21 protein-coding genes and 1 pseudogene are annotated in these 25,005 nt (G+C 59.2%); 11 read left to right on the top strand and 11 right to left on the bottom strand.

Annotation, left to right across the window (positions count from 1 at the left end; translation table 11 throughout):
• Positions 1-426 (bottom strand): HIT domain-containing protein, encoded by a 426-nt coding sequence (locus ACIONG_RS12740; protein WP_103303949.1) that lies wholly within the window; start codon positions 424-426, stop codon positions 1-3.
• A gap of 887 nt (positions 427-1,313) precedes the next feature.
• Here ACIONG_RS12740 and ACIONG_RS12735 point away from each other — a divergent pair.
• Positions 1,314-2,612 carry an OprD family porin gene (locus ACIONG_RS12735; protein ID WP_401299788.1) on the top strand — a complete coding sequence of 433 codons (1,299 nt, stop codon included), beginning with the start codon at positions 1,314-1,316 and terminating at the stop codon, positions 2,610-2,612.
• A gap of 233 nt (positions 2,613-2,845) precedes the next feature.
• Here ACIONG_RS12735 and ACIONG_RS12730 read toward each other — a convergent pair whose 3' ends face one another.
• Together ACIONG_RS12730 and ACIONG_RS12725 are read right to left on the bottom strand one after the other, a co-directional pair.
• A complete protein-coding gene (locus tag ACIONG_RS12730) occupies positions 2,846-3,685 on the bottom strand; it encodes a mechanosensitive ion channel family protein (RefSeq protein ID WP_103303947.1) in 840 nt (279 codons plus the stop codon).
• A gap of 120 nt (positions 3,686-3,805) precedes the next feature.
• The gene (locus ACIONG_RS12725; RefSeq protein ID WP_008080210.1) at positions 3,806-4,291 is read right to left on the bottom strand and encodes a YajQ family cyclic di-GMP-binding protein; all 486 of its coding nucleotides are present in this window, start codon (positions 4,289-4,291) and stop codon (positions 3,806-3,808) included.
• Positions 4,292-4,432: 141 nt separating this feature from the next.
• Here ACIONG_RS12725 and ACIONG_RS12720 point away from each other — a divergent pair, with 141 nt between their 5' ends.
• Genes ACIONG_RS12720 through ACIONG_RS12710 form a run of 3 tightly spaced genes read left to right on the top strand, consistent with a single transcriptional unit; the run spans position 4,433 to position 8,020 of the window.
• Positions 4,433-5,350, top strand: coding sequence for a putative 2-dehydropantoate 2-reductase (locus ACIONG_RS12720; protein WP_401299785.1), 918 nt, complete (start codon positions 4,433-4,435; stop codon positions 5,348-5,350).
• 45 nt (positions 5,351-5,395) lie between these two features.
• Positions 5,396-7,432 (top strand): HAMP domain-containing sensor histidine kinase, encoded by a 2,037-nt coding sequence (locus ACIONG_RS12715; protein WP_213026406.1) that lies wholly within the window; start codon positions 5,396-5,398, stop codon positions 7,430-7,432.
• A 3-nt stretch (positions 7,433-7,435) separates the two neighbouring features.
• Positions 7,436-8,020 carry a cob(I)yrinic acid a,c-diamide adenosyltransferase gene (locus ACIONG_RS12710; RefSeq protein ID WP_401299783.1) on the top strand — a complete coding sequence of 195 codons (585 nt, stop codon included), beginning with the start codon at positions 7,436-7,438 and terminating at the stop codon, positions 8,018-8,020.
• Positions 8,021-8,140: 120 nt separating this feature from the next.
• Here the strand turns inward: ACIONG_RS12710 and ACIONG_RS12705 are convergent, their stop codons facing one another.
• From ACIONG_RS12705 to secA, 4 genes are all read right to left on the bottom strand, one after another.
• Positions 8,141-9,088 (bottom strand): Nudix family hydrolase, encoded by a 948-nt coding sequence (locus ACIONG_RS12705; RefSeq protein WP_401299781.1) that lies wholly within the window; start codon positions 9,086-9,088, stop codon positions 8,141-8,143.
• Positions 9,085-9,717 carry a glutathione S-transferase family protein gene (locus tag ACIONG_RS12700; RefSeq protein WP_401299779.1) on the bottom strand — a complete coding sequence of 211 codons (633 nt, stop codon included), beginning with the start codon at positions 9,715-9,717 and terminating at the stop codon, positions 9,085-9,087. The genes ACIONG_RS12705 and ACIONG_RS12700 overlap by 4 nt, the downstream gene beginning before the upstream one ends.
• 178 nt (positions 9,718-9,895) lie before the next feature.
• A complete protein-coding gene (gene argJ, locus ACIONG_RS12695) occupies positions 9,896-11,113 on the bottom strand; it encodes a bifunctional glutamate N-acetyltransferase/amino-acid acetyltransferase ArgJ (protein WP_134176729.1) in 1,218 nt (405 codons plus the stop codon).
• 122 nt (positions 11,114-11,235) lie between these two features.
• Positions 11,236-13,971: a preprotein translocase subunit SecA gene (gene secA, locus ACIONG_RS12690; RefSeq protein ID WP_103303940.1), complete on the bottom strand. Its 2,736-nt coding sequence runs from the start codon at positions 13,969-13,971 to the stop codon at positions 11,236-11,238.
• 308 nt (positions 13,972-14,279) lie between these two features.
• Here secA and ACIONG_RS12685 point away from each other — a divergent pair, with 308 nt between their 5' ends.
• Positions 14,280-14,735, top strand: coding sequence for a DUF721 domain-containing protein (locus ACIONG_RS12685; protein ID WP_100845263.1), 456 nt, complete (start codon positions 14,280-14,282; stop codon positions 14,733-14,735).
• Positions 14,736-14,877: 142 nt separating this feature from the next.
• Here the strand turns inward: ACIONG_RS12685 and ACIONG_RS12680 are convergent, their stop codons facing one another.
• Positions 14,878-16,365: a helicase HerA-like domain-containing protein gene (locus tag ACIONG_RS12680; RefSeq protein ID WP_103304091.1), complete on the bottom strand. Its 1,488-nt coding sequence runs from the start codon at positions 16,363-16,365 to the stop codon at positions 14,878-14,880.
• 189 nt (positions 16,366-16,554) lie between these two features.
• On the opposite strand from ACIONG_RS12680, the pseudogene ACIONG_RS12675 reads away from it, so the two are divergent.
• The 5 genes and pseudogenes from ACIONG_RS12675 to ACIONG_RS12655 form a co-directional block, all read left to right on the top strand.
• A pseudogene (locus tag ACIONG_RS12675) lies at positions 16,555-17,586 on the top strand (cache domain-containing protein); the annotation flags it as partial.
• A gap of 93 nt (positions 17,587-17,679) precedes the next feature.
• Entirely contained in the window at positions 17,680-18,444 is a 765-nt protein-coding gene (locus tag ACIONG_RS12670) for a methyl-accepting chemotaxis protein (RefSeq protein ID WP_371043227.1), read from the top strand.
• 256 nt (positions 18,445-18,700) lie between these two features.
• A complete protein-coding gene (locus tag ACIONG_RS12665; protein WP_401299774.1) occupies positions 18,701-19,813 on the top strand; it encodes a glycosyltransferase family 4 protein in 1,113 nt (370 codons plus the stop codon).
• Complete coding sequence (locus ACIONG_RS12660; protein ID WP_401299771.1) at positions 19,806-20,582, top strand: DUF2334 domain-containing protein; 777 nt, start codon at positions 19,806-19,808, stop codon at positions 20,580-20,582. Before ACIONG_RS12665 ends, ACIONG_RS12660 begins: the two co-directional genes overlap by 8 nt.
• Positions 20,579-21,574: a YbhN family protein gene (locus ACIONG_RS12655; RefSeq protein ID WP_401299768.1), complete on the top strand. Its 996-nt coding sequence runs from the start codon at positions 20,579-20,581 to the stop codon at positions 21,572-21,574. Before ACIONG_RS12660 ends, ACIONG_RS12655 begins: the two co-directional genes overlap by 4 nt.
• Positions 21,575-21,617: 43 nt before the next feature.
• On the opposite strand, the gene ACIONG_RS12650 is transcribed toward ACIONG_RS12655, so the two are convergent.
• Both ACIONG_RS12650 and purU read right to left on the bottom strand, forming a co-directional pair.
• Complete coding sequence (locus tag ACIONG_RS12650) at positions 21,618-21,794, bottom strand: hypothetical protein (protein ID WP_401299765.1); 177 nt, start codon at positions 21,792-21,794, stop codon at positions 21,618-21,620.
• Positions 21,795-21,880: 86 nt separating this feature from the next.
• Entirely contained in the window at positions 21,881-22,729 is an 849-nt protein-coding gene (purU, locus tag ACIONG_RS12645; protein ID WP_007912774.1) for a formyltetrahydrofolate deformylase, read from the bottom strand.
• A gap of 337 nt (positions 22,730-23,066) precedes the next feature.
• On the opposite strand from purU, the gene mvaT reads away from it, so the two are divergent.
• Positions 23,067-23,444 carry a histone-like nucleoid-structuring protein MvaT gene (gene mvaT, locus ACIONG_RS12640; protein WP_103306441.1) on the top strand — a complete coding sequence of 126 codons (378 nt, stop codon included), beginning with the start codon at positions 23,067-23,069 and terminating at the stop codon, positions 23,442-23,444.
• A gap of 96 nt (positions 23,445-23,540) precedes the next feature.
• On the opposite strand, the gene sbcB is transcribed toward mvaT, so the two are convergent.
• A complete protein-coding gene (sbcB, locus tag ACIONG_RS12635; protein ID WP_103306440.1) occupies positions 23,541-24,971 on the bottom strand; it encodes an exodeoxyribonuclease I in 1,431 nt (476 codons plus the stop codon).
• Positions 24,972-25,005: the final 34 nt, after the last annotated feature.

Genomic DNA, 25,005 nt, shown 5'->3' with positions numbered 1-25,005 from the left:
TCAGCCCTCCACAAAGGTGAAATCTTCGGTCAGCACCACACGCAACCGCGCGCGGATGGCCGCCACCTGCTCGCTGCTATAAGGCTTTGCCGGATGCCGGCCCCAGACCGGGGCCGGCCATGCAGCGTCGTCACGTTTACGAACGATCACATGCATGTGCATCTGGCTGACCACGTTACCCAGAGTCGCGACGTTCATTTTGTCGGCATCGAACAAGTCCTTGAGCAACTCGGCCAATGCTGTGGTTTCCAGCCATAGCTGTTGCTGATCAGCGACATCCAACTGAAACAACTCGCTGATATCGTCGCGACGAGGCACCAGGATGAACCATGGGTAGTTGGCGTCGTTGGACAGCAGCAGACGGCAGAGCGGGAAGTCGCCGATTGCCAGCGTGTCCTGTTGAAGTCGTGAATCTAAAGCAAACACTGCGCGCACTCCCGGCTGATCTACATAATTGAGCTTAGCGGCCCCGCCCAAGTGCGGCGCGCCAAGCGACAGACCGGCAGCATACCTGCGAAAGCGCTCGCCTTCACGACGGCAGTGCCGATTGAGCGCCCCGAGATGTGACATTTATCGAAACCCTGCACCAGTACGGAACCCGAAACGGGAGCATCACGCTGAAATGGTTGAAAAAACCTGAGACGAGCACAAAGCCCCCATAGCCTGAACTGTATGAATACGGTACAGCGGGTAAATTTTTTTGCACCAAAACCGCACAGTGCGTCTACGCTCAGTGCGTCGGGCATCCGCCGAATACTCACTGGTGGGGTGAACCGGTAACATTTTTGGTTGTCGCGCGCTTGAAGCTGTGCGGCAACACCATAGAAACAACGGCGTCAAGCCCTGATAGAAAGGGGCTTGGCGCCCCGTATTCATGAGGCTTTTACAGGTAAAGACAAGCGTTCAAAAAAATAACCGCACCGATATTGCGGTTTGTGCACGCTTGTTGCATTCGTACTCATATGGACTATAAGCGCACCACGGGAAGTGGAAGCCTTAAGCCCGAAGAAAATAGTGGCAGGGTTGCCCGATGGAGATTCAAGTGTTTTGCCAGGGACTCTTTTTTAGCGATGCAAAAGGCTAGAAAAACAGCGAAAAAGTTGTCGGTCCGATTGCATCGGTACTGTGAATTTGCGACATCTACACAGCCAATTGCGACAGCGTCGTAAAGAAGGTGCAAGGTTAGATTCGCAAGTATCGCCAACAATGTCGGCGTGATATAAGTTTGCGCCGACACAAAAAGAAAGAGCCGCCCAGATAATAAAACAGGTGGGACGGCAGTACTCTTCTAAAAACCAAAGGAGCAAATCACGATGCGCGTGATGAAGTGGAGCATGATCGCCCTGGCTGTTGCAGCAGGCACCTCGCAGTTCGCAGTAGCGTCCTCTCAAGATGACGCGAAGGGTTTCCTGGAAGATCAGAGCCTGAATCTGAAAACCCGTCTGGAATACATGAACCGTGACTTCCGTAATGGGGACGGCAACATTGCCAAAGACGGTGGCGGTTTCAAAAGCGGTTATCGTCAGGACACTGGTGTCAGCCAACTGCTGACCTACGAGTCGGGCTTCACTCAAGGCACTATCGGTTTTGGTCTTGACGCGATGGCCATGGGCACCGTCAAGCTGGATGGTGGCGAAGGTCGTTCCGGTAACGGTCTGTTTGCCCGTAATGGCGACAACGAGCCAGAAAACGCTCAAGGCAAAACTGGCGCAGCCGTCAAGTTCCGCCTCTCCGACACCACTCTGAAGTACGGTCGTCAATTCGTTGCCAGCCCTGTATTCGCTACCGATGACAGCCGTCTGCTGCCAGAAGTCGCTGAAGGCACCTTGCTCACCAGCAAAGAGATCAAGGGTCTGGAACTGACCGCAGGTCGTTTCACTGCGCTGAGCTCGCAAACCGGCATGGGCAAGGACAGCATCAACGGCAAGTCCACCCCGGGCCTGACCAGCGCCAACATCGCTGGCGCTACCTACCAGTTCACCGATAACTTCGTTGCCGGTGTTGCTGCGTCGGACGTTGATGACTACTTCAAGAAGCAATACATCAACGCCAACTACACCTTCCCGATCAATGACGAGCAGTCGCTGAACATCGACTTCAACGGCTACCGCACCAAGGATCAGGGCCAGGCGCTGTATGGCGAACTGGACAACAAACTGTGGAGCCTTGCAGCGGCGTACAGCATCGGTGCACACAAATTCACCATCGCTCACCAGCGTTCCACCGGTGACACCAACTACCTGTACGGCGTGGACGGTAACAGCACGATCTTCGTAGCCAACTCCATCCAGATCTCCGACTTCATCGGTCGCGACGAACGCTCCTGGCAGGCTCGCTACGACCTGAACATGAAGACCTACGGCGTTCCTGGCCTGAGCTTCATGGCGCGTTACGTCAAAGGCGACAACATCAAGACCTCGTCCGATACCGAAGGTAAGGAAAACGAGTTCAACTTCGAAACCAAATACGTACTGCAGGAAGGTCCAGCCAAGGATCTGTCGTTCCGCCTGCGTAGCGCGATCTATCGTGCAAACGGTGCGTACAACGCCGACTACACCGCAGACAACAACGACGTGCGTGTAATCGTTGAGTACCCGCTGCACATCCTGTAATCAGGATGTAAATCGGCGTTACTTCATAGCGTTGCTCTAAAAAGAACCGTCCACCTGTTTCAGGTGGACGGTTTTTTTATGACTATGGCAACTCACCTTTAAACAATAACGTTTAGCCAGCTATCTATTAGTCAGCAAACTTTTACCTGGCCCATAAAAAAACCCAAGAGTGCGAACAACTCTTGGGCTTTTCATTAATTAACTGACCGCTGGGCCAGCTCTCAACGTTGTTTCTATACCGCAGTTTCCTGAACTACCCGAATCACCCGTTGCGGAAACGGGATATCAATGCCGGCAGTCTTTAAACGATCGCGGGACTGTTCGTTAAACATGAACATCACATCCCAATAGTCTGCGGTTTTCACCCACACACGCAGGGAAACCGTGATCGAACTGTCGCCCAAAGTCGAAATGACGGCCTGTGGCGCAGGATCCTGCAACACGCGCTCATCCTTGGCCAAATCCAGTAACACTTGACGGGCCTTTTGCAGATCGGCTTCGTAATCCACACCCACATCGAACACAACCTTGCGGGTCGGCTGACGGTTGGTGTTGGTGATGATGCCGTTGGACAGGTTGCCGTTTGGCACGATGATGGTCTTGTTGTCGCCGGTACGCAGCACCGTGTGGAAAATCTGAATGCTGTCGACGGTACCCGACACACCTTGCGCTTCGATCCAGTCGCCGATACGGAACGGACGGAACAACAGAATCAGCACACCGCCGGCGAAGTTTGCCAGGCTGCCCTGCAAGGCCAGACCGATGGCCAGACCGGCAGCACCGATCGCGGCAACGAACGAAGTGGTTTCGACACCGATCATCGAGGCGACGCTGACGATCAGCAGCACCTTGAGAATGATGTTGGCCAGGCTGCTGATGAAACCTTGCAACGCCAGATCCGCGTTACGCAGGGCCAGCAGACCGCCCAGTTTTTGCGTGACCTTGTTGATCAGCCACCAGCCTATGGCCAGGGTGATTACCGCCAGCAGCACGCGGCTGCCGTATTCCATGATCATCGGGATCCACGCCTGGGACGCCTTGACCAGGTTGTCTACCTCAGCATTCAAATCCATGTTTTAACTCCTGATTTCCGGCCATTCGGCACGCGAGAGATGAACGGCAGAAAACCGCCGGGGTGTACATAAATCCAATGTGGGAGGGGCTTTGCTGTCTCCCACAGGGTAACGAGGTGCTTAGTCGCGGAAGTTGTTGAACTGCAGCGGCATGCCGAATTCCTTGGCACGCAGGGCGGCGATGGCTTCTTGCAGATCGTCACGCTTCTTGCCGGTCACACGTACCTGCTCGCCCTGAATGGCGGCCTGCACTTTGAGCTTGGCGTCCTTGATGTGGCCGACGATCTTCTTCGCCAGCTCTTTGTCGATACCTTCCTTGAGGATGGCGTCCTGCTTCATCAGCTTGCCCGAAGCGTAAGCGTCCTTGACCTCAAGGCACTGCACGTCGATCTTGCGCTTGACCAGCGCCAGCTTGAGGATTTCGATCATCGCTTCCAGCTGGAACCCGGCTTCAGCGGTCAGGCTGACGGTGAGGTCCTTTTCCTTGAACTCGAAACTGCCTTTGCCTTTCAGGTCATAACGACGATCGAGTTCCTTCACGGCGTTCTCGACCGCGTTGGTGAGTTCGTGTTTGTCCAGTTCGGATACCACGTCGAACGACGGCATGTAATCTCTCCAATAAAAAAGGCGCGCTCGATGTGCATGGAGCGCGCTTGGCTTGCGGTTAAAATCGGGCTCATTATAACGGGTCTTTTCCTGTCGACACGGCGAGCCGCACATGCCTGCAACCAATCGAGCAAAAAACTGATGTCTACCCCCTGGCATGTTCTCGGCGCCGGCAGTCTCGGCACACTTTGGGCTACACGACTGGCTCGGGCCGGAGTGCCGGTCAGGCTGATCGTGCGCGACGCGGTGCGCTTGCAAAGCTACAACGCGGCGGGCGGTTTGACGCTCGTGGAACAGGGACAAGCGAATACCTATGCAGTTCCCGGCGAAACCCCGGACAGCCCCGAACCGATCCGTCGCCTGCTGGTGGCCTGCAAGGCCTACGATGCTGAAAGTGCCGTCGCCCTCCTCGCTCCGCGCCTGACAACCGATGCCGAGCTGATCCTGTTGCAAAACGGTCTCGGCAGTCAGGACGCCGTTGCCGCAATAGTGCCGCAGGCGCGCTGCATCAGCGCCTCCAGCACCGAGGGCGCGTTCCGCGACGGTGACTGGCGTGTGGTGTTCGCCGGCCACGGTTTCACCTGGCTCGGCGATGTCGCGCATCCGGTCGCGCCGATCTGGCTGGACGATCTGGAGGCAGCGAAAATCCCCCATGAATGGAGCACCGACATCCTCACGCGGCTGTGGCGCAAACTGGCACTCAACTGCGCGATCAATCCGTTGACCGTGTTGCACGGCTGCCGTAACGGCGGATTGCAGGCCCATCATTGTGAAGTCGCCACGCTGTGCGCCGAGCTGGCCGAATTGCTGGAGCGTTGCGGCCAACCGGCAGCGGCGGACAATCTGCAACAGGAAGTCGAACGGGTAATCCAGGCCACCGCCGCCAATTACTCGTCGATGTATCAGGACGTGGCCAACCAGCGTCGCACCGAAATCAGCTATCTATTGGGCCACGCCTGCAAAGTCGCTGAGCGCCACCAATTGAACCTGCCGCACCTCAATCAATTACAGCAACGCCTGGTGGCGCATCTGCACAGCCTTGGATTGCCCAGCGACTGAGCAGCGGCTACGCTGGCCACTTGTTCCTTTGCTGCGATAACCCTGATGCCATTGCGCCAGCGCCTCGAAAACCTGCCGGTCGGCCAGAAACTGCTGGCTGCCCTGCTGGTGCTGTTGACCACTGTCTTGCTGGTCGCCAACCTGACTTTTATCAGCGCCGCCTATTACATCTCCCAGGAAAGCATGGCCCCGCAGGCCTTGCAGACCATCGGCCGGTTGATTTCCAACCCGAGTCTGGTCAGTGAAGCCCTGCAATCGCCACAAAGTGCCGAACGCCTGCTCAAGGAACTCGACAGCTATTCGCCGCTGCGCGCCGCCGCACTGTATGACGGCAAAGGCGAACGGCTCGCGCAAGTGCAACACGGTGACAAACTCGCTCTGCCGGAACGCTACCGGCACATCGAAGCCTGGCAACTCACCGAGTTTCGCAGCAACCAACTGATCACCCTGCCCCGCCCCGGGACCGCGCCGGGCCATCTGCTGCTGGTGGCCAGCAGTGAGCTGCCGATGGCGTTCTACACTGGCACGCTGACGGCGAGCCTGGGCATCCTGATTTTCAGCGTGCTGTTGTGGCTGGTGATTGCCCGGCAGATCAAACGCCTGATCACCCGGCCGATCCATCAGCTCGAAGAGTTGTCCCGGCAGGTCACGCGCGAAGAGAACTACGCCCTGCGCGCCTCACGCGGCAATCATGACGAAATCGGCAGCCTCGCCGAGGCGTTCAACACCATGCTCTCGCGCATCGAAGCCCGCGAGCAGCAACTCAAACGCGCCCGCGATGACTCACAAGCGGCTTACGATCAGGCCCAAGGGCTTGCCGAAGAAACCCGTCACACCAATCGCAAGCTGGAACTCGAAGTGCAGGTGCGCAGCAAGATCGAGAAGAAACTCACCGGCTTCCAGAACTACCTCAACAGCATCATCGACTCCATGCCGTCCGCGCTGATCGCCCTCGATGAGCAGCTCTACGTCACGCAGTGGAACCAGGAAGCCAGCGCGCTCTCTGGCACGCGGCTGGACGAAGCGCTGAACCAGCCGATCTTTCTTGCCTTCGAACCGCTCAAGCCGTTTCTGCCGCAACTCAAGCAAACCGTTGAACAACACACCGTGGCGAAAGTCGAGCGCGTTACCTGGTTCAAGGATGATGAGCCCAAGCATTACGCCCTGACCTTCTACCCGCTGATGGGCGGTGCCGGCCGTGGTGTGGTGATCCGTATCGACGACATCACCCAGCGCCTGTCGCTGGAAGAAATGATGGTGCAGTCGGAAAAAATGCTTTCGGTCGGCGGCCTCGCCGCCGGCATGGCCCACGAAATCAACAACCCGCTGGGCGCAATCCTGCACAACGTGCAAAACATCCGCCGGCGCTTGTCGACGGAGCTGCCGAAGAACCTCGAAACCGCCGAGCAACTGGGCATTGAACTGGACACGGTCAATCGTTACCTGCAAGGGCGGGAAGTCCCGCAACTGCTCGACGGTATTCAACAGGCTGGGGCACGGGCGGCGAAAATCGTCACGCACATGCTCAGTTTCAGCCGCCGCAGCACTCGGCAAATGGCGCCGTGCGATCTGCCGGCACTGATCGATCAAGCGGTGGAAATCGCCGGCAATGATTTCGATCTGGCCATCGGTTTCGACTTCAAGGGTCAGGCGATCATCCGCCAGTTCGACCCGGCGCTCGGGCCAGTGCCAGGCACGGCCAACGAGCTGGAACAAGTGCTGCTCAATCTGCTGAAAAACGCCGCGCAAGCGATTCACCAGCGCGAAGACGACAGCGAGCCAGGACGGATTATTCTGCGCACCAAGCTTAATCCGCCGTGGGCGGAGATTCAGGTCGAGGACAACGGCATCGGCATGAGCGAGAACGTGCGCAAACGCACGTTCGAGCCGTTCTTCACCACCAAGGAAATCGGCCAGGGCACGGGCCTTGGTTTATCCGTGTCGTATTTCATCATCACCAACAATCACAAAGGGCAGATGGAAGTGCAGTCGGCGCCCGGGCAAGGCACCTGTTTCACCTTGCGCCTGCCGCTGACCCAGCCACTGCCCATCGCTGCCGAAACCAATCAACTGACGAGGTAACCCATGGGCTTTCGCCTGTCGAAGATCTACACCCGCACTGGCGACAAAGGCGAAACCGGCCTGGGCGATGGTCGCCGCGTGCCTAAGGATCACCCGCGCATCGAGGCGATTGGCGAAGTCGATACGCTGAACAGTCAGGTCGGCGTACTGCTTGCCGGATTGATTGCCGAGCGTGACGCGACGCCCGGGTTGAATGAATTGATCGAGGTGCTGGCGCCTTGTCAGCATCGACTGTTCGACCTCGGTGGCGAGTTGGCCATGCCGGAATATCAGGCGCTGAACGCGGCGGAAATCGAGCGTCTGGAAGCGGCGATTGATGTCTGGAATGAAGAGTTGGGGCCGCTGGAGAATTTCATTCTGCCGGGCGGCTCGATGCTGATTGCGCAGGCCCATGTGTGCCGGAGCCTGGCGAGGAGTGCCGAGCGACGCTGTCAGCATTTGAATGCGATTGAGCCGTTGGCCGGGGTTGGCCTGGCGTATATCAATCGGTTGTCGGATTTGTTATTTGTGGCCGCAAGGCTGATTGCACGGCGGCAGGGGGTGGCGGAGATTCTCTGGCAGCCGGCGGCGAAACCCACAGAGATGTAGCGTCTGAACGGACGCCATCGCTGGCAAGCCAGCTCCCACAGGGCTTTGTGTCGTTCACAAATGCTGTGTAAACCCAAAAACCTGTGGGAGCTGGCTTGCCGGCGATGAGGCCAGCCGCCTTTACAAAGAATCAGGCCAGAATGCGCGAATCCCCGCCACACCCTGGGCCCCGCAGTTCCAGGCTTTTTCGCGCTCTGCCGGGCCAACTCCCCCCAACAGGAACACCGGTTTACTGAATCCCTCGATCAACGTCGAAGCCTGCTCCCAACCCAGCGGCTGCGCATCCGGGTGAGTCAGCGTCGGCTGCACCGGCGACAGGGTCACGAAATCCACACCCATCTGCTCGGCCAGCGCCAGTTCTTCGGCATTGTGGCAAGACGCTGCCAACCAGCGCTCCGCCGGCAATGGACGCCCCGCTGCCGCATATTTACGCAACTGCGCGGCGGTGATGTGCCAACCGGCGGACGGGAAATCTCCCAACCATTCGAATGGCCCCTTGATCATCAACTGCGCCTTGCCCGCGCACAGACCCGCCGCGTCCACTGCCAGATCGCGATACTTGGGGTCGTAACCGTTCGGCGCGCGCAGCTGGATCAATTTGATCCCGCCCGCGATTGCCTTCTGGATGCCACGCAGCAAGGCTGGCGTTTCGAGGTCTTCCGGAGTGATCAGGTATTCAGCGGGCAAACGCGCCGCCGCCACAATCGGCTGATTGGCGGCCGGAAACTGGTAATTCGCCAGCTCCTTCGCGGTGACCCAGGCCAACGGTTGACCTTCTGCGCCGTGGGGTTCGCCGCTGAAGCTCGACACTTCCCAGACATCCAGCAATACCTGTTTGTCGGGGTAGTCGTGGCGCACCTTGATCAAGGGTCGGGCAGCACCCACGACAATGCCCAACTCTTCGTGCAGCTCGCGGGCCAGTGCGGTTTCGACCGACTCTTCAGGCTCGACCTTGCCACCGGGAAATTCCCACAGACCACCCTGATGCTGGGTGTCGGCACGACGAGCGATGAGAATTTTGCCAGCCACGTCACGAATGACAGCGGCGGCGACGTGTACACGTTTCACGGATTCAACTCCTCCAGTCCAGCCTTTTGCCAGGCCTTGAAGGCCGGCCATTGGTAGACGGTTTCAACATAGGCTGCGTCGGTGGCCGGCAACGTCACCTGATAGGTGCGCAGACGCACGGCAATCGGGGCGAAGAACGCATCGGCCAGGCTCACACGGCCAAACAGATACGGCCCTTCTTCAGTGGCGACGGCACGGCATTCGGCCCACAGCGCGAGCATGCGTTCGATATCGACCTTCACCTCCGGCGGCACCGGGTTCAGCGGCGCGTCGTGGCTGAGGTTGAACGGCATGTGATTGCGCATGGCGAAGAAGCCGCTGTGCATTTGTGCGCAGGCGGATCGGGCCTGAGCACGGGCGAAGAGATCGGTTGGCCAGAGCTGCTCGGACGGGAACTGCTCGGCGAGGTACTCGGCAATCGCCAAAGAGTCGGCAATGGTGCCGCGGGCGGTTTTCAGCAGTGGCACCTTCGCGGTCGGCGAAAGCTTGAGCAGTTGCTCGCGGGTGTCGGGCTTGCCGAGTTTGATCAGCTCTTCGGTGTAGGGCGCACCGGTCAGTTCAACGGCCAGGGCGGCGCGCAGGGACCAGGAGGAAAGCAGTTTGTCGCCGATGATCAGGTGCAGGGACATGGTTGGGTGCCTTCTCGTCAGGGAAACAATCCAGAATGTCTGGCGTCTGGTCGTCCGTCATCGCGGGCAAGCCCGCTCCCACAGGTAGTTTGGTGTACGCAATATTTGTGAACGACACAAACCCCTGTGGGAGCTGGCTTGCCAGCGATGAGGCCGGAAACCGCTCCCACCTTATGGATCAGGTGCGGTATTCGGCGTTGATCTTCACGTATTCATGCGACAGGTCGGTGGTCCAGATGGTTTCGCTGCAATCGCCACGACCCAATTCGATGCGGATGGTGATTTCTTCCTGCTGCATCACCGCCGAGCCCTGCGCTTCAGTGTAGGTCGCAGCGCGCGCGCCACGGCTGGCAATGCACACGTCGCCGAGGAACACGTCGATCTTGCTCACGTCCAGATCCGGCACGCCGGCACGGCCGACAGCGGCGAGGATACGGCCCCAGTTCGGGTCGGAGGCGAACAACGCAGTCTTGATCAGCGGCGAGTGCGCCACGGTGTAGCCGACGTCCAGGCATTCCTGGTGATTGCCGCCGCCATTGACTTCAACGGTGACGAACTTGGTTGCGCCTTCGCCGTCGCGAACGATGGCCTGGGCCACGTCCATGCACACTTCGAACACCGCTTGTTTCAGTTTGGCGAACAACTCGCCTTCGGCACGGGTGATTTCCGGCAGCGCAGCCTTGCCGGTGGCAATCAGCATGCAGCAGTCGTTGGTCGAGGTGTCGCCGTCAATGGTGATGCGGTTGAACGACTTGTTGGCGCCATCGAGCATCAGGTTGTGCAGCACATCGCGGGAGACTTTCGCGTCGGTGGCGATGTAACCGAGCATGGTGGCCATGTTCGGGCGGATCATGCCTGCGCCTTTGCTGATGCCGGTGACAGTGATGGTCACGCCATCATGTTCGAACTGGCGGCTGGCACCCTTTGGCAGGGTGTCGGTGGTCATGATGCCAGTGGCGGCCGCTTCCCAGTTGTTTTCCGAGAGATCGTCCAGTGCAGCTTGCAGCGCGCCTTCGATCTTCTCGACCGGCAGTGGCTCGCCGATCACCCCGGTGGAGTACGGCAGAATCTGGCTGGCATCGACGCCCGTCAGCTCGGCCAGTTTCGCGGTGGTGCGCTCGGCAGCAGCCAAACCAGGCTCGCCGGTGCCGGCGTTGGCATTGCCAGTGTTGGTCAGCAAATAACGCACGGCGTTGTGTACGCGTTTTTTCGCCAGAATTACCGGCGCCGCACAAAAGGCGTTCAAGGTGAACACGCCCGCCACGGTGGAGCCTTCGGCGCAGCGCATCACCACGACATCCTTGCGCCCTGGGCGCTTGATGCCGGCCGAGGCGATACCGAGTTCAAAACCGGCAACCGGGTGCAACGTTGGCAAAGGACCAAGACCAACAGCCATGAATGCGCTCCTTACTCAATGATGTCAGCACCGCCACTTGCAGCGACGGTGGTTTAAATGGCAAAACGCCGCGACGGCAGAAGCCGGTCGCGGCGCGGGTATTTCAGCGATTGAAACGGGTTTTACTGGATCTGCCCGTGGCAATGCTTGAATTTCTTGCCCGAACCGCAGTAGCACAGTTCGTTTCGGCCCAGCTTCTGCTCGTTGCGGACCGGGGCAGTGGCGAGGGCCACATCGACCTCCTCACCCAAGGCTTCCGGTTGATCCAGACCAGGCGCTTCGGCGTGTTCGAACTGCATGCGGGCGGCCAGCGCTTCGGCTTCCTGACGCAGGCGTTGCTCTTCGGCTTCCGGATCTTCGCGGCGAACCTGAACGTGCGACAGCACACGGATCGAGTCGCGCTTGATCGAATCCAGCAGCTCGGAGAACAGCGTGAACGACTCGCGCTTGTATTCCTGCTTCGGGTTCTTCTGCGCATAACCACGCAGGTGGATGCCGTGACGCAGGTGGTCCATGGTCGACAGGTGGTCTTTCCACAGATCGTCGAGTACGCGCAGAACGATTTGTTTCTCGAAGGAGCGCAGTGCGTCGGCACCGGCCTGGTCTTCTTTCTCGTTGTACGCCGCCATCAGCTCGGTCATGAGCTTCTCGCGCAGGGTTTCTTCGTACAGGTGATCGTCTTCGTCGAGCCATTGCTGGATCGGCAGTTTCACGCCGAAGTCGCTGGCAATCGACGCTTCCAGACCCGCTACGTCCCACTGCTCAGGCAGCGATTGCGGCGGAATGTGCGCGCTGACGGTGGCGTTGAGCACGTCCTGACGGAAATCGGCGATGGTTTCGCCGATGTTATCAGCGGCCAGCAACGTGTTACGCATGTGATAAATCACTTTACGCTGTTCGTTGTTGACGTCGTCGAACTCGAGCAGTTGCTTGCGGATGTCGAAGTTGCGGCCTTCAACCTTGCGTTGCGCCTTCTCGATCGCGTTGGTCACCATGCGGTGCTCGATCGCTTCGCCCGGCTGCATGCCCAGAGCTTTCATGAAGTTCTTCACCCGGTCAGAGGCAAAGATGCGCATCAGGCTGTCTTCCAGCGACAGGTAAAAGCGGCTCGAACCGGCGTCACCCTGACGGCCGGCACGGCCACGCAGCTGGTTGTCGATACGACGGGATTCGTGACGCTCGGAAGCAATCACCTGCAGACCGCCGGACTCCAGCACTTGCTGGTGACGCTTCTGCCAGTCGGCCTTGATCTGGGCGATCTGCTCAGGGGTGGGGTCTTCCAGCGAAGCCACTTCCACTTCCCAGTTACCGCCCAGCAGGATGTCGGTACCACGACCGGCCATGTTGGTGGCGATGGTCAGCGCGCCCGGACGACCGGCCTGCGCGATGATCTCGGCTTCTTTTTCGTGGAACTTGGCGTTCAGAACCTTGTGTTCGATGCCTTCCTTCACGAGCAGGCTGGACATGTGCTCGGAGGTTTCGATGGTCGCAGTACCCACCAGCACCGGACGACCAGCGGCCATGCTTTCCTTGATGTCCGCCACGATGGCCGCGTACTTCTCTTCGGCCGTGAGGAACACCAGGTCGTTGAAGTCTTTACGCGCCAACGGTTTGTTCGGCGGAATGACCATGACTTCCAGACCATAGATCTGGTGGAATTCGAACGCTTCGGTGTCAGCGGTACCGGTCATGCCGGACAGCTTGGTGTACAGGCGGAAGTAGTTCTGGAACGTGGTCGAAGCCAGCGTCTGGCTCTCGGCCTGGATGTTCAGACCTTCTTTCGCTTCGATGGCCTGGTGCAGGCCTTCGGACAAACGACGGCCCGGCATGGTACGACCGGTGTGTTCGTCAACCAGCACGACCTGGCCATCCTGCACAATGTATTCGATGTTGCGGTTGAACAGCTTGTGCGCACGCAGACCGGCGTAAACGTGGGTCAGCAGGCCCAGGTTGTGCGCCGAGTACAGGCTCTCGCCTTCAGCCAGCAGGCCGACGCGGGTGAGCATGTCTTCGATGTATTGGTGACCGGCTTCGTTGAGTTCGACCTGACGGGTTTTCTCGTCAACGGTGTAGTGGCCAGCCTTGGTGACTTCGCCTTCGACTTCTTCGACGTGCAGTTCCAACTGCGGGATCAGTTTATTGATCTCCATGTACAGCTTGGAGCTGTCCTCGGCCTGACCGGAAATGATCAGCGGAGTACGCGCTTCGTCGATGAGGATGGAGTCGACTTCGTCGATCACGGCAAAATTGAGTTCGCGCTGGAATTTTTCTTCCATGCTGAACGCCATGTTGTCGCGCAGGTAGTCGAAACCGAATTCGTTGTTGGTGCCGTAGGTGATGTCGGCGGCGTACGCCTGGCGCTTCTCTTCCGGCGGCTGGAACGGCGTCACGACGCCGACGGTCAGGCCGAGGAATTCATACAGCGGGCGCATCCAGTTGGCGTCACGGCGGGCCAGGTAGTCGTTCACCGTCACAACGTGCACGCCCTTGCCGGACAGTGCGTTGAGGTAAACGCCCAGGGTAGCCACGAGGGTTTTACCCTCACCGGTACGCATCTCGGCGATCTTGCCTTCGTGCAAGGTCATGCCACCGACGAGCTGCACGTCGAAGTGGCGCATACCCATGATGCGCTTGCCGGCTTCGCGGGCGACCGCAAAGGCTTCTGGCAGCAGCTTGTCGAGGGTTTCCCCTTTGGCGATGCGGGCCTTGAACTCATTGGTCTTGGCGCGCAATTGATCGTCCGAAAGGGCCACCATTTGCTCTTCGAAGGCATTGACGAGCTGCACCGTCTTGAGCATGCGTTTGACTTCACGCTCGTTCTTGCTTCCAAAAAGTTTCTTTAACAAAGGCGCAAACATATCGGCAGGATCTTCCACACTAAAGGGATGGAGGGCGGCCCCGTGAGCGTCGCCCGTGCAGCCCTCATGGCCGCATGCGAACGAGCATTCTACCCGGAAACGGAAGTGAGGAAAGTGGCGATGTTCCACGATGCTGGCACTGCGCTTTGACGGGGCTCACTTAAAATAGGGGCGTTTTGCTCAACTTCAAGTCATGAAAGGCAGAAGTTAGTCGTTGATTTAATGGGTAAAGCGGGGGCAAAAGCAATGGGCGAGTGATTTCGGCCTTTCTGCTACCATGGCGTTTCTGTTACTTCAGGTGTTCGATCATGGCATTTCGCCCTCTCACGGCCAGAGCACCCGCCGTTCTCCTGCGCGAAGCCAAGCCGCTCAAAGCCATCCTCGGCCATGCCCAACGGCTGGGGCATTTGCAACGCCTGCTCGAAAGCCAACTGCAACCCGCCGCCCGCGAACATTGCCATGTGGCGTCGTGGCGTGAAGGCAGTCTGTTGCTGATTGTCACCGATGGTCATTGGGCGACACGTCTGCGCTATCAGCAGAAGCGTCTGCAACGTCAGTTGCAGATGTTTGACGAGTTCGCCAGCCTGACGCGAATTCTGTTCAAGGTACAGCCGCCGACGGTGCAGCGCGGGGTTGTCGGCAATACGATGGATTTGTCGACGGATGCCGCGGCAACGATCCAGGCGACGGCAGACGGGATCAGTGATCCGGGGTTGCGCGCGGCGCTAGAGCGGTTGGCGGCGCACGCCAAAGACAAATCCTGAGATCTATCTAAATGTGCGCGCCGGCCCAATGTGGGAGCGGGCTTGCTCGCGAAAACGGTGTGTCATTCAACGAATATGGCGTCTGACACGGCGCCTTCGCGAGCAAGCCCGCTCCCACAATTGGATCTCCTGCAACATGGGATCAGCGGCGTTTGCTGCCGCCGAGTAACGAACCCATCAGGCCGCGCACCAGTTGTTTACCGAGGTTATTGGCAGCCTGGCGCATCGCCGACTTCAGCGCCTGACCTGCTGCCGTACCGAGGAATTCCCCTGCCCTGTCGGCGAGACTTGGCTCTTCGGCCGCCGGCTTGCCTGCGGGCGTCTCAGCTTCCGGCGCCAGATCTTTGCGCCCCATCAGGATTTCATACGCCGACTCGCGATCAATCGGCTTGTCATAGCGCCCCTTGAACGGCGAGCCGGCAATCAGCACGGTGCGCTCGGTTTCGGTCAACGGCCCGATCCGCGATTGCGGCGGTGCGACCAGCACGCGCTGTACCATTTCCGGCGTGCCTTTTTCCGCCAGGGTGCCGACCAGCGCCTCGCCAATCCCCAACTCCGTCAGCACCGACAGGCTGTCGAACGCCGGATTCGGCCGGAACCCGTCCGCCACGGCGCGTAGGGATTTCTGCTCCTTGGCGGTAAACGCGCGCAAGCCGTGCTGGACACGCAACCCGAGTTGCGCCAGCACATCGTCCGGCAAATCGGTCGGCGACTGGGTGACGAAATACACACCCACGCCTTTCGAACGGATCAGCCGCACCACCTGCTCCAACCGCTCCTGCAAGGCCTTCGGCGTATCGCCGAACAACAAATGCGCCTCATCGAAAAATAGCGCCAGCAGCGGTTTGTCGGCATCGCCACGCTCCGGCAACTGCTCGAACAACTCGGCCAGCAGCCACAGCAGGAACGTCGCGTAGACCTTAGGTGCCTCGTGTACCAGACGACTGGCATCGAGCAGATGAATGCGCCCACGGCCGTCAGCCGCCGGTTGCAGGATGTCTTCGAGTTGCAATGCCGGCTCGCCAAACAAGGCTTCGGCGCCCTGCTGCTCCAGCGTCGCCAGACGCCGCAACAGTGCCTGACTGGAACCGGTGGTCATCAGCGCCGCGTCTTCACCCAACAGTTGCGGATTGTCCTTGAGGTGATTGAGCAGCGCTTTCAGATCTTTCAGATCCAATAACAACAGCCCTTCGCGGTCGGCAACTTTGAACGCGGCGTATAGCGCCGACTGCTGGCTGTCAGTGAGTTCGAGCAGACTGCCGATCAGCAGCGGGCCCATTTCACTCAGCGTGGTCCGCAACGGATGACCGGACTGACCGTGAATGTCCCACAAGGTCACTGGATACGCCTGCGGCTGGTAGTTGAGCCACGGCATGCCGGCGATGCGCTCGGCGACCTTGCCCTGCGGATTGCCGGCGGCACCGAGACCGCACAGGTCGCCCTTGATGTCGGCGGCGAACACCGCGACACCAGCGTCGCTGAAGGCTTCGGCCAGACGCTGCAAGGTCACGGTTTTGCCGGTGCCGGTCGCGCCGGCGATGAGTCCGTGGCGGTTGGCCAGGCGCATGGCCTGGGCGATCGGTTGCCCCGCGAGATCGGCGCCGATTACGAGTTGCGATGAGTCAGGCATTTTGTCACCCAATGGTTAATCTTTATTTCGCGATGGCCGATAAATAGAGGCGAGAACCTGACTGAAAAGTCGGGTCGGACATTTCCCTAAGGAGAGACGGAAATATCAGCTTGTATTCACCCTTGCCCATATTGCGCGTCTTTATAAAAGCACGCCCAGGACATTAAGACCTTAGCGGAACCCCAAGCCATGAACAAAAATCTGCGCTTCAGCCATAAAATTTTGCTTGCCGCCGCCCTCATCGTCATCGCCGCTTTCGCCTCGTTTACGCTGTACAACGACTGGCTCCAGCGCAACGCGATTCGCGATGACCTGAACAACTATCTCAACGAGATGGGCGAGGTCACTGCCGGCAATATCCAGACCTGGCTCAGCGGCCGCATTCTGCTGGTCGAGAACGCCGCTCAGAACATTGCCATCAATCCCGAACCCGCCAACGTCGCCAGCCTGCTGGAGCAGAAAACCCTGACCTCGACGTTCATGGCCACCTACCTGGGCGATGCCACCGGCCACTTCACCATCCGCCCGGACGTGAAGATGCCGGACGGTTTCGATCCACGGGTACGGCCTTGGTATAAAGGCGCCGAAACCAGCAGCACCTCGACCCTGACCGAACCGTACATCGACGCGGCCACCGGGCAGTTGATCATCTCCATCGCCACAGCCTCGAAAAAGGCCGGTCAGAGCGTTGGCGTGGTCGGCGGCGACCTGAGCCTGCAATCGTTGGTCGACACCCTCGCCGCCCGGGATTTCGACGGCATGGGTTATGTGTTCCTGGTCAGCGCCGACGGCAAGATCCTCGTGCACCCGGACAAAGCGCTGGTGATGAAATCGCTTAAAGAAGCGTATCCGCAGGACACCCCGCGCATCAGCAGCGACTTCAGTGAAGTCACCGTCGATGGCAAGACCCGCATCGTCACCTTCGCCCCGATCAAGGGCCTGCCGTCGGTGAACTGGTACATCGGCCTGTCGGTGGACAAGGATCAGGCCTTCGCGATGCTCAGCCAGTTCCGCACCTCGGCGGTGATCGCGACGGTGATTGCCGTGGCAATCATCATTGCCCTGCTCGGTATGCTGATCCGCATCCTGATCCAGCCGCTGCACGTCATGACCCGCGCCATGGAAGACATCGCCGATGGCGAAGGTGACCTGACCAAACGTCTGAACATCGTCAATAACGATGAATTCGGTGTTCTCGGTACGGCGTTCAACCGCTTCGTCGAGCGTATTCACGGTTCGATCCGCGAAGTGTCCTCGGCCACCGGGCAGGTCAACGAAGTCGCCCTGCGCGTGGTCGCGGCGTCGAACTCGTCGATGTACAACTCTGATCAGCAGGCTTCGCGCACCAGCAGTGTTGCCGCCGCGATCAACCAGCTCGGCGCCGCTGCTCAGGAAATCGCCCGCAACGCCGCGCAAGCCTCGAACCAGGCCAGCGACGCTCGCGGTCTTGCCGAAGATGGCCAGCAGGTGGTGGATCGCAGTATCAAGGCGATGAATCAGTTGTCGAGCATGCTCAGCGCGTCGAGCAGCAACATCGAGTCGCTGAACAGCAAAACCGTGAACATCGGCCAGATTCTCGAAGTGATCACCAGCATTTCCCAGCAAACCAACCTGCTGGCGCTCAACGCGGCCATTGAAGCGGCGCGTGCCGGTGAGGCCGGCCGTGGGTTTGCCGTGGTGGCAGATGAAGTGCGTAATCTGGCGCACCGCACCCAGGAATCGGCGCAGCAAGTGCAGACCATGATCGAGGAGCTGCAAGTCGGCGCCCGCGAATCGGTGAGCACCATGAGCGACAGCCAGCGCCACAGCCAGGACAGCGTGGAAATCGCCAACCTGGCCGGTGAACGCTTGAACAGCGTGACCCAACGCATTGGCGAGATCGACGGGATGAACCAGTCGGTGGCGACGGCGACCGAAGAGCAGACGGCCGTGGTCGAATCGATCAACGTCGATATCACCGAGATCAATACGCTGAACCAGGAAGGCGTGGAGAACTTGCAGGCAACGTTGCGCGCTTGTTCGGATCTGGAGCAGCAGGCTTCGCGCCTGAAGCAGTTGGTGGGCAGTTTCCGCATCTAAAGATCAAAAGCATACCCCCTCAACCCAACCCTCTCCCCCAAAGGGGGCGAGGGGGAAAGGGAGCCGATCTTCGAGCCTTTCAAAACTGAGTTCGGCTCGGTATTTCAGGTCGGCGTAACTCGAAAAAACAACTCGATCAGTCCCCTCTCCCCCGGGAGAGGGTTAGGGTGAGGGGCCCACCGCGTAATCCCGACCGAACATCTATTCTGGATAAAGGTCAACCAAGGGAGAACAACGCAGCGGAGGGACGATCACCGTGCACATCGCCGACATCACCATGTTCTACGCCCCGGCCAGCGGTGGCGTACGCACTTACCTGGATGCCAAGCACCGACGGCTGGGGGTCGAGGCAGGGATCCGCCACAGCCTGCTGATCCCTGGTGCGCATTTCGGTGAACACGATGGCATTTACACGGTTCCCGCTCCCGCCCTGCCCTTCGGCAAGGGTTACCGCTTCCCCGTCCGACTGGCCCCTTGGCGCAACGTCCTGCAGGATTTGCAGCCGGATCTGATCGAAGTCGGCGACCCTTACCTCACGGCTTGGGCGGCACTGGATGCCCGGCGGCAGCTGGATGTGCCGGTGATCGGTTTTTATCACTCGGACTTGCCGCTGCTGGTCAGTAACCGTATGGGCCATTGGCTTACGCCGAACGTCGAGGCCTATGTCACCAAGCTCTACGGCAACTTCGACCGGGTACTGGCGCCCAGCCAGGTGATGGCCGACAAACTCACCGGTCTCGGCGTGCGTAATGTTTTCGTGCAGCCGCTGGGCGTTGACTTGCAAACCTTCCACCCCGACGCCCGCGATCCGGGGCTGCGCGCCGAATTGGGTATTGGTGACGACACACGCCTGCTGATCTTCGCCGGACGCGGCTCAAAAGAGAAAAACCTGCCAGTCCTGCTCAAGTGCATGCAACGCCTTGGCCCGCGCTATCACCTGCTGTTGGTCGGCTCGGCGATGCCCGCCGTGGTGCCGGACAACGTCAGCGTCATTGATGAGTTCTGCAAGGCTCCGACCGTCGCTCGTTTGATGGCCAGCGCCGATGCGCTGGTACATGCCGGCGATCAGGAAACCTTCGGGCTGGTGATCCTCGAAGCCATGGCCTGCGGTATTCCCGTGGTCGCGGTGGCGGCTGGCGCGTTCACCGAAATCGTCAACGACAGCTGCGGCCTGCTCTGCACGCCGAACAATCCGCAAGCGATGGCCAATGCCGTGCGTGAGCTGTTCAGTCGCGGCAGCCACGTCCTCGGCCAACAGGCGCGCCAGTATGTCGAGCGCCATTACGCCTGGGACGCAGTGGTCGACAGCCTGCTCGGTCACTATCACGCGGTACTCGGCAATTCGACTCCGAAGGTGGCCAATGGCTGAAGCCTGCGAGCGTCCCGCGATCCTGCTGGTCCTGCACGATGTGGCGCCCTCGACGTGGGCGGATTATCGCCCCTTTGTCGAAGCCGTCGATGCGCTGGGCAGTATCCCCATGACCTGGCTGGTGGTACCGGACTTTCATGGGCACGACGCCCTCGACGCCCATCCCGTGTTTTGCCGGATGCTCAGCGAGCGAGTCGCCCGTGACGATGAACTGGCTTTGCACGGCTATTTTCACAGTGATGACGGGCCGCCACCGACCTCGCCCCGGGACTGGTTCATGCGCCGGATTTACACCCATGAAGGTGAGTTTTATAAGTTGCCCCATAGCGCCGCCCTCGCGCGCCTGCGTTCCGGCATCGAAGTGTTTCAGCGCTACGACTGGCCGCTGCACGGTTTCGTCGCCCCGGCGTGGCTGATGAGCGATGGCACCCGCCAGGCGCTGCGCGAACTGCCGCTGCACTACACCAGCGATCCGCAACATCTTTATCGTTTGCCGGATTTTAGCCCGGTCGAGGCCCCAGGGCTGGTCTGGAGCGCCCGCAGCGCCTGGCGTCGAGGCCTGTCGAAAATCCTCAGCGAGCAGCGTCAACAGCGCTGGCGCCAGGCGCCGGTGATTCGGCTAGGCTTGCACCCGGTGGACATGCGCCACAACTTCTCCCGCGATTACTGGTTTAACACCCTGCAAAGGCTACTGAATGAAGGACGCGTACCGATGACCAAAACAAACTGGCTCGCTCAACAGCGCGGTCAACCGGGACGCGCCGCATGAGTCGCGGCATCGTCTTGCTGGTCGGCCTGCTCGCCGCCGTACTGATCCCGCTGCTGCTCGGTGGTAGCGATATCTGGGCGCGTCTGCAAAGCTTTCCGCTGCCCTGGCTACTGATCATGTTCGGCATGATTCTGTTGTGCTGGGGCATCAATACCCTGCGCTTGCGGTTACTGCTGGGCGAACAACGGGATCAAGTCACCCCGCTAAAAAGCCTCGGCGTAGTGATGGCCGCCGAGTTCGCCTACTGCGCGACACCCGGCGGCAGTGGCGGCCCGCTGACGATCATGGCGCTGCTGGCCCGAAGCGGCGTGCGCCCGGCCCGGGGCAGCGCGGTGTTTGCCATGGATCAGCTCAGTGATTTGCTGTTCTTTCTCTGCGCCCTCAGCGGGATTCTGATTTACGCGCTGTTCCAGCACCTCAGCGACCGTATGGAAGGGTTGCTGATTGTCAGCGCCGTTTCGCTGTTCGGCGGCTTGTGCAGTTGCGTGCTGCTGGCGCGCTATCACCGCCAACTGATTCGCCTCAGCGGACGCTTGCTGATCCGCCTCAACGTGCGGGCCAGTACCCGCCGCCGCTGGGCGCGCAAGCTGCTGCACTTTCTCGCAGCGTTCATCGATACGCTGAAGCTGCCATGGCAGACGCTGAGCAAAGTCTTCGCCCTGACCTGCGTGCACTGGTTGCTGCGCTACAGCGTGCTGTATCTGGCGCTACGCGGATTGGGGGCGGATTTGCAGTGGGCGTGGAGCTTTCTGGTGCAGATGGTCTCGCTGGGCGCCGGGCAGTTCAGTCTGTTGCCCGGTGGCGCAGGTGCGGCGGAACTGACTTCGGCGGCACTGCTGGCGCCGATGGTCGGCAAATCCACCGCCGCAGCGGCGATTCTGATTTGGCGGGTGGTGACGTTCTACTTCTATCTGGTGGTGGGTGGGCCGGTGTTTTTGATGATGCTCGGGCGGCCGTTGCTGAGGAAATTGATGAAGGTGCGTCAAGCCTGAAAGATCGCAGCCTTCGGCAGCGCCTACATTGAACGGCGGTCTTTCAATTCGACTCGGTACTTTCGTCGGACTCCGGTTTCACCTGCTCCCACAACTCGGCAGCACCCGGAAACTCCGTGCCGTCCTCAGGGCTCATGTCTTCGGGGTCATAACGACTCAAACAGCCTTCACCCAAGGTGGCGGGTGCTTTGGATGTGGCTTTGTTCAGTGGATCGCTCATGAGCTTTTCCTCAGGTCTGAAACGGCGAAGGGCCTGGAGCGATTGAACGCCCAGGCCCTTCGATTTTCAAGCACGCGAGGGTTCGATCAGAACACCACGGTCTTGTTGCCGTGCACCAGCACGCGATCTTCGAGGTGATAACGCAGGCCACGCGCCAGCACCATTTTCTCGACGTCACGCCCGAAACGCACCATGTCTTCGATGCTGTCGCTGTGGCTGACACGAACCACGTCCTGCTCGATGATCGGGCCGGCATCCAGCTCTTCGGTCACGTAGTGGCAGGTCGCGCCGATCAGCTTCACGCCTCGCAGGGACGCCTGATGGTACGGCTTGGCGCCGACGAACGACGGCAGGAAGCTGTGGTGAATGTTGATGACTTTGTGCGCGTATTCGCGGCACATGTCCGGCGGCAGGATTTGCATGTAACGCGCCAGCACCACCACTTCGGCGTCGTGCTGTTTGACCAGGCGCGACACTTCATCGAAGGCCGGTTGCTTGTCCTGCGGATTGACCGGGACATGGTAATAAGGAATGCCGTGCCACTCGACCATGCTGCGCAGGTCGTCGTGGTTGGAAATCACGCAGGAGATCTCGCAATCCAGCTCATCGCTATGCCAGCGATGCAGCAGGTCGGCCAGGCAATGGGACTCGCGGCTGGCCATCAGCACTACGCGTTTTTTCTGCTCGGTGTCAGTGATGCGCCAGTCCATCGAGAACTCTTCGGCAATCGGCGCAAACTTCTCACGCAGAACTTCGATACCGAATGGCAGCGAGTCGGCACGAATTTCGTGACGCATGAAGAACCAGCCAACCTGATTATCCGAGTGGTGGCTCGCTTCGGTGATCCAGCCATTGTGGGCTGCCAGAAAATTACTGACTTTGGCAACGATGCCAACGCGGTCCGGGCAAGAAATCACCAGCCGAAAAGTGCGCATGAGGGGGAAACTCCAGAACTTCGCAAAGGCCGCCATTCTAGCGACTGCGCAACAAAACTGCAGTATTGATCAACGTCGGCGTGGACATCGCCCCGGCCGCAGGCTTTTTGACGGACTGAAACGTCAACGTGATGGCGGTGCAGTGGCAGTGCCTGATCAGATCACTGTGAATATCTGTGATGACTGCATCACACTATTTAACTGAACATTCAATTGGCTGCTAATTCTCGTAACTAATTTAAATAAAAAGTCCGCTTAAATGTTTACTTGATGAAACAGCCTGACTATTATTGCGGCACTGTCCCCTGCCATCCAGCACTCTACTAAGGTAGTAATCATGTCCTTGATCAACGAATATCGCGCCACCGAAGAAGCTATCAAAGAGCTGCAAGCCCGTTTGAAGAACCTGTCGCAAGACGACAAACTGCAAACCGAGCTGGAATTCGAAGGCAAACTGCGCACCCTGATGGGCGAATACTCCAAGTCCCTGCGTGACATCATCGCGCTGCTGGACCCGGAATCGAAAACCAAAGCTCCACGCGGCGGTGTAGCAAAAACTACCGGCACCAAGCGTGCTCGCAAAGTTAAACAATACAAAAACCCGCACAACGGCGAAGTCATCGAAACCAAAGGTGGCAACCACAAGACTCTGAAAGAGTGGAAAGCCAAGTGGGGCGGTGACGTGGTTGAAGGCTGGGCTACCCTGCTGGGCTAAGCCGTAACGTCTTCGCAGAGCAATCCGCGAAAAAAGAAACGCCAGCGAATGCTGGCGTTTTTTTATGCCTGGGATTTAGTCCCGGCATGTTCGATTTCAAAGATTCAAACGTTTGCGTAATGCCTGGACATAATTCTGCCATTCATTAAGCACGGTTTTCTGCATCGGTGTCGCACTAAGCGCCCATTGCTCTGCGGCTTCTGTAAAAGATTGCAAGGTATTCGGTGCGCCCCATTCAGGCGCGGATAAACGCTGCTGACAAAATATTCGCCAGCGTTCCTGCTCTTCAAAACTCAACGTATCGGCAAAGTTACGCGCTCGATATCGAAAGAGTAATTCAGGCAAACGTTCGTCATCGAAAGGCCATTGCTCTTGCGCCAATTGCGCAGGATCGGCGTTTCTCACTTGCTCACATAGACGCCGGTCGCGGTCACCGATAAATCCGTCGTACAACTGTTGCTCCGGATCCTCGCTCGGGGTGAAATCTTCGCTGGCATAAATGGCCGCAACTTTATCTTTCCAAACTTGTTGTGCGTCAGTTAGTCGCAGTGTTCGCTCCTGATAAAGCGCCATGTCCAGCCCCAGTCTCTGCTGATCCGGTGCACGCAATACCGACAATGGCGCCACCACCGGGCAGCGGTTGATATGAATCAGCTTGAGCGGCACTGGCAACTCACCTTCGAGCAAGTCGTCGCGACGGGTGTAGAGGCGCTGGCGCAGCGTTTGTGCATCCAGATCAAGCAGGCCCTGCGGATCCAGGTGCAGGTCGCAGACGATCAAGGCGTTACGGTTTTTCGGGTGCCAGGCCAATGGCAACACCACGCCGACATAACTGCGTGCCGCCGAAAAGCGCCCGGAAATATGCACCAGCGGTTGCAACAGGCGAATCTGGTCCATGACCTTTTGCTTGCTGCGCAACTGGAACAGCCAGTCATACAGCTTTGGCTGCTTCTCGCGGATCAACCGTGCCAGTGCGATGGTCGCACGCACATCCGACAACGCTTCGTGAGCATGCCCGTGATCGATGTTGTTGGCGGCGGTCAGGCGTTCGAGCTTGAGCGTTACCCGCCCTTCGTCATCGGTCGGCCAGACCAGACCGTCCGGGCGCAATGCATAGGCGGCACGCACCACGTCGATCAGATCCCAGCGACTGTTACCGCCCTGCCATTCGCGGGCATACGGGTCGAAGAAGTTGCGATACAAGCTGTAACGCGTCATCTCGTCATCGAAACGCAAGGTGTTGTAACCCGCACCGCAAGTGCCGGGCGCGGCCAGTTGCGCGTGGACGCGGGTCATGAAATCGGCTTCGCTCAAGCCCTTTTCAGCGAGCTGGCCCGGCGTGATACCCGTGATGGCGCAAGCGGCCGGATGCGGCAGGATGTCTTCGCTGGGCTGGCAATAGAGATTGACCGGCTCATCGATTTCGTTGAGGTCGTGGTCGGTGCGAATCCCTGCAACCTGCAGCGGGCGGTCGCTGCGGGGATTGATGCCAGTGGTTTCGTAGTCGTACCAGAAGATGGAAGTCACGGGCGGTTCCTGAACTGAAGATCGGCGAAGTCTA

The organism is Pseudomonas sp. NPDC087817 (assembly GCF_044742875.1).
Lineage (GTDB): Bacteria > Pseudomonadota > Gammaproteobacteria > Pseudomonadales > Pseudomonadaceae > Aquipseudomonas.
This window is presented reverse-complemented; position numbering and strand designations above follow the sequence as displayed.

Excerpts from the sequence above, each read along its gene's own strand:
- ACIONG_RS12735 (WP_401299788.1), top strand. The coding sequence starts at position 1,314 with ATGCGCGTGATGAAGTGGAGCATGATCGCCCTGGCTGTTGCAGCAGGC.
- ACIONG_RS12730 (WP_103303947.1), bottom strand. The coding sequence starts at position 3,685 with ATGGATTTGAATGCTGAGGTAGACAACCTGGTCAAGGCGTCCCAGGCG.
- ACIONG_RS12725 (WP_008080210.1), bottom strand. The coding sequence starts at position 4,291 with ATGCCGTCGTTCGACGTGGTATCCGAACTGGACAAACACGAACTCACC.
- ACIONG_RS12720 (WP_401299785.1), top strand. The coding sequence starts at position 4,433 with ATGTCTACCCCCTGGCATGTTCTCGGCGCCGGCAGTCTCGGCACACTT.
- ACIONG_RS12715 (WP_213026406.1), top strand. The coding sequence starts at position 5,396 with ATGCCATTGCGCCAGCGCCTCGAAAACCTGCCGGTCGGCCAGAAACTG.
- ACIONG_RS12710 (WP_401299783.1), top strand. The coding sequence starts at position 7,436 with ATGGGCTTTCGCCTGTCGAAGATCTACACCCGCACTGGCGACAAAGGC.
- ACIONG_RS12700 (WP_401299779.1), bottom strand. The coding sequence starts at position 9,717 with ATGTCCCTGCACCTGATCATCGGCGACAAACTGCTTTCCTCCTGGTCC.
- argJ (WP_134176729.1), bottom strand. The coding sequence starts at position 11,113 with ATGGCTGTTGGTCTTGGTCCTTTGCCAACGTTGCACCCGGTTGCCGGT.
- secA (WP_103303940.1), bottom strand. The coding sequence starts at position 13,971 with ATGTTTGCGCCTTTGTTAAAGAAACTTTTTGGAAGCAAGAACGAGCGT.
- ACIONG_RS12685 (WP_100845263.1), top strand. The coding sequence starts at position 14,280 with ATGGCATTTCGCCCTCTCACGGCCAGAGCACCCGCCGTTCTCCTGCGC.
- ACIONG_RS12680 (WP_103304091.1), bottom strand. The coding sequence starts at position 16,365 with ATGCCTGACTCATCGCAACTCGTAATCGGCGCCGATCTCGCGGGGCAA.
- ACIONG_RS12670 (WP_371043227.1), top strand. The coding sequence starts at position 17,680 with ATGTACAACTCTGATCAGCAGGCTTCGCGCACCAGCAGTGTTGCCGCC.
- ACIONG_RS12660 (WP_401299771.1), top strand. The coding sequence starts at position 19,806 with ATGGCTGAAGCCTGCGAGCGTCCCGCGATCCTGCTGGTCCTGCACGAT.
- ACIONG_RS12655 (WP_401299768.1), top strand. The coding sequence starts at position 20,579 with ATGAGTCGCGGCATCGTCTTGCTGGTCGGCCTGCTCGCCGCCGTACTG.
- ACIONG_RS12650 (WP_401299765.1), bottom strand. The coding sequence starts at position 21,794 with ATGAGCGATCCACTGAACAAAGCCACATCCAAAGCACCCGCCACCTTG.
- purU (WP_007912774.1), bottom strand. The coding sequence starts at position 22,729 with ATGCGCACTTTTCGGCTGGTGATTTCTTGCCCGGACCGCGTTGGCATC.
- mvaT (WP_103306441.1), top strand. The coding sequence starts at position 23,067 with ATGTCCTTGATCAACGAATATCGCGCCACCGAAGAAGCTATCAAAGAG.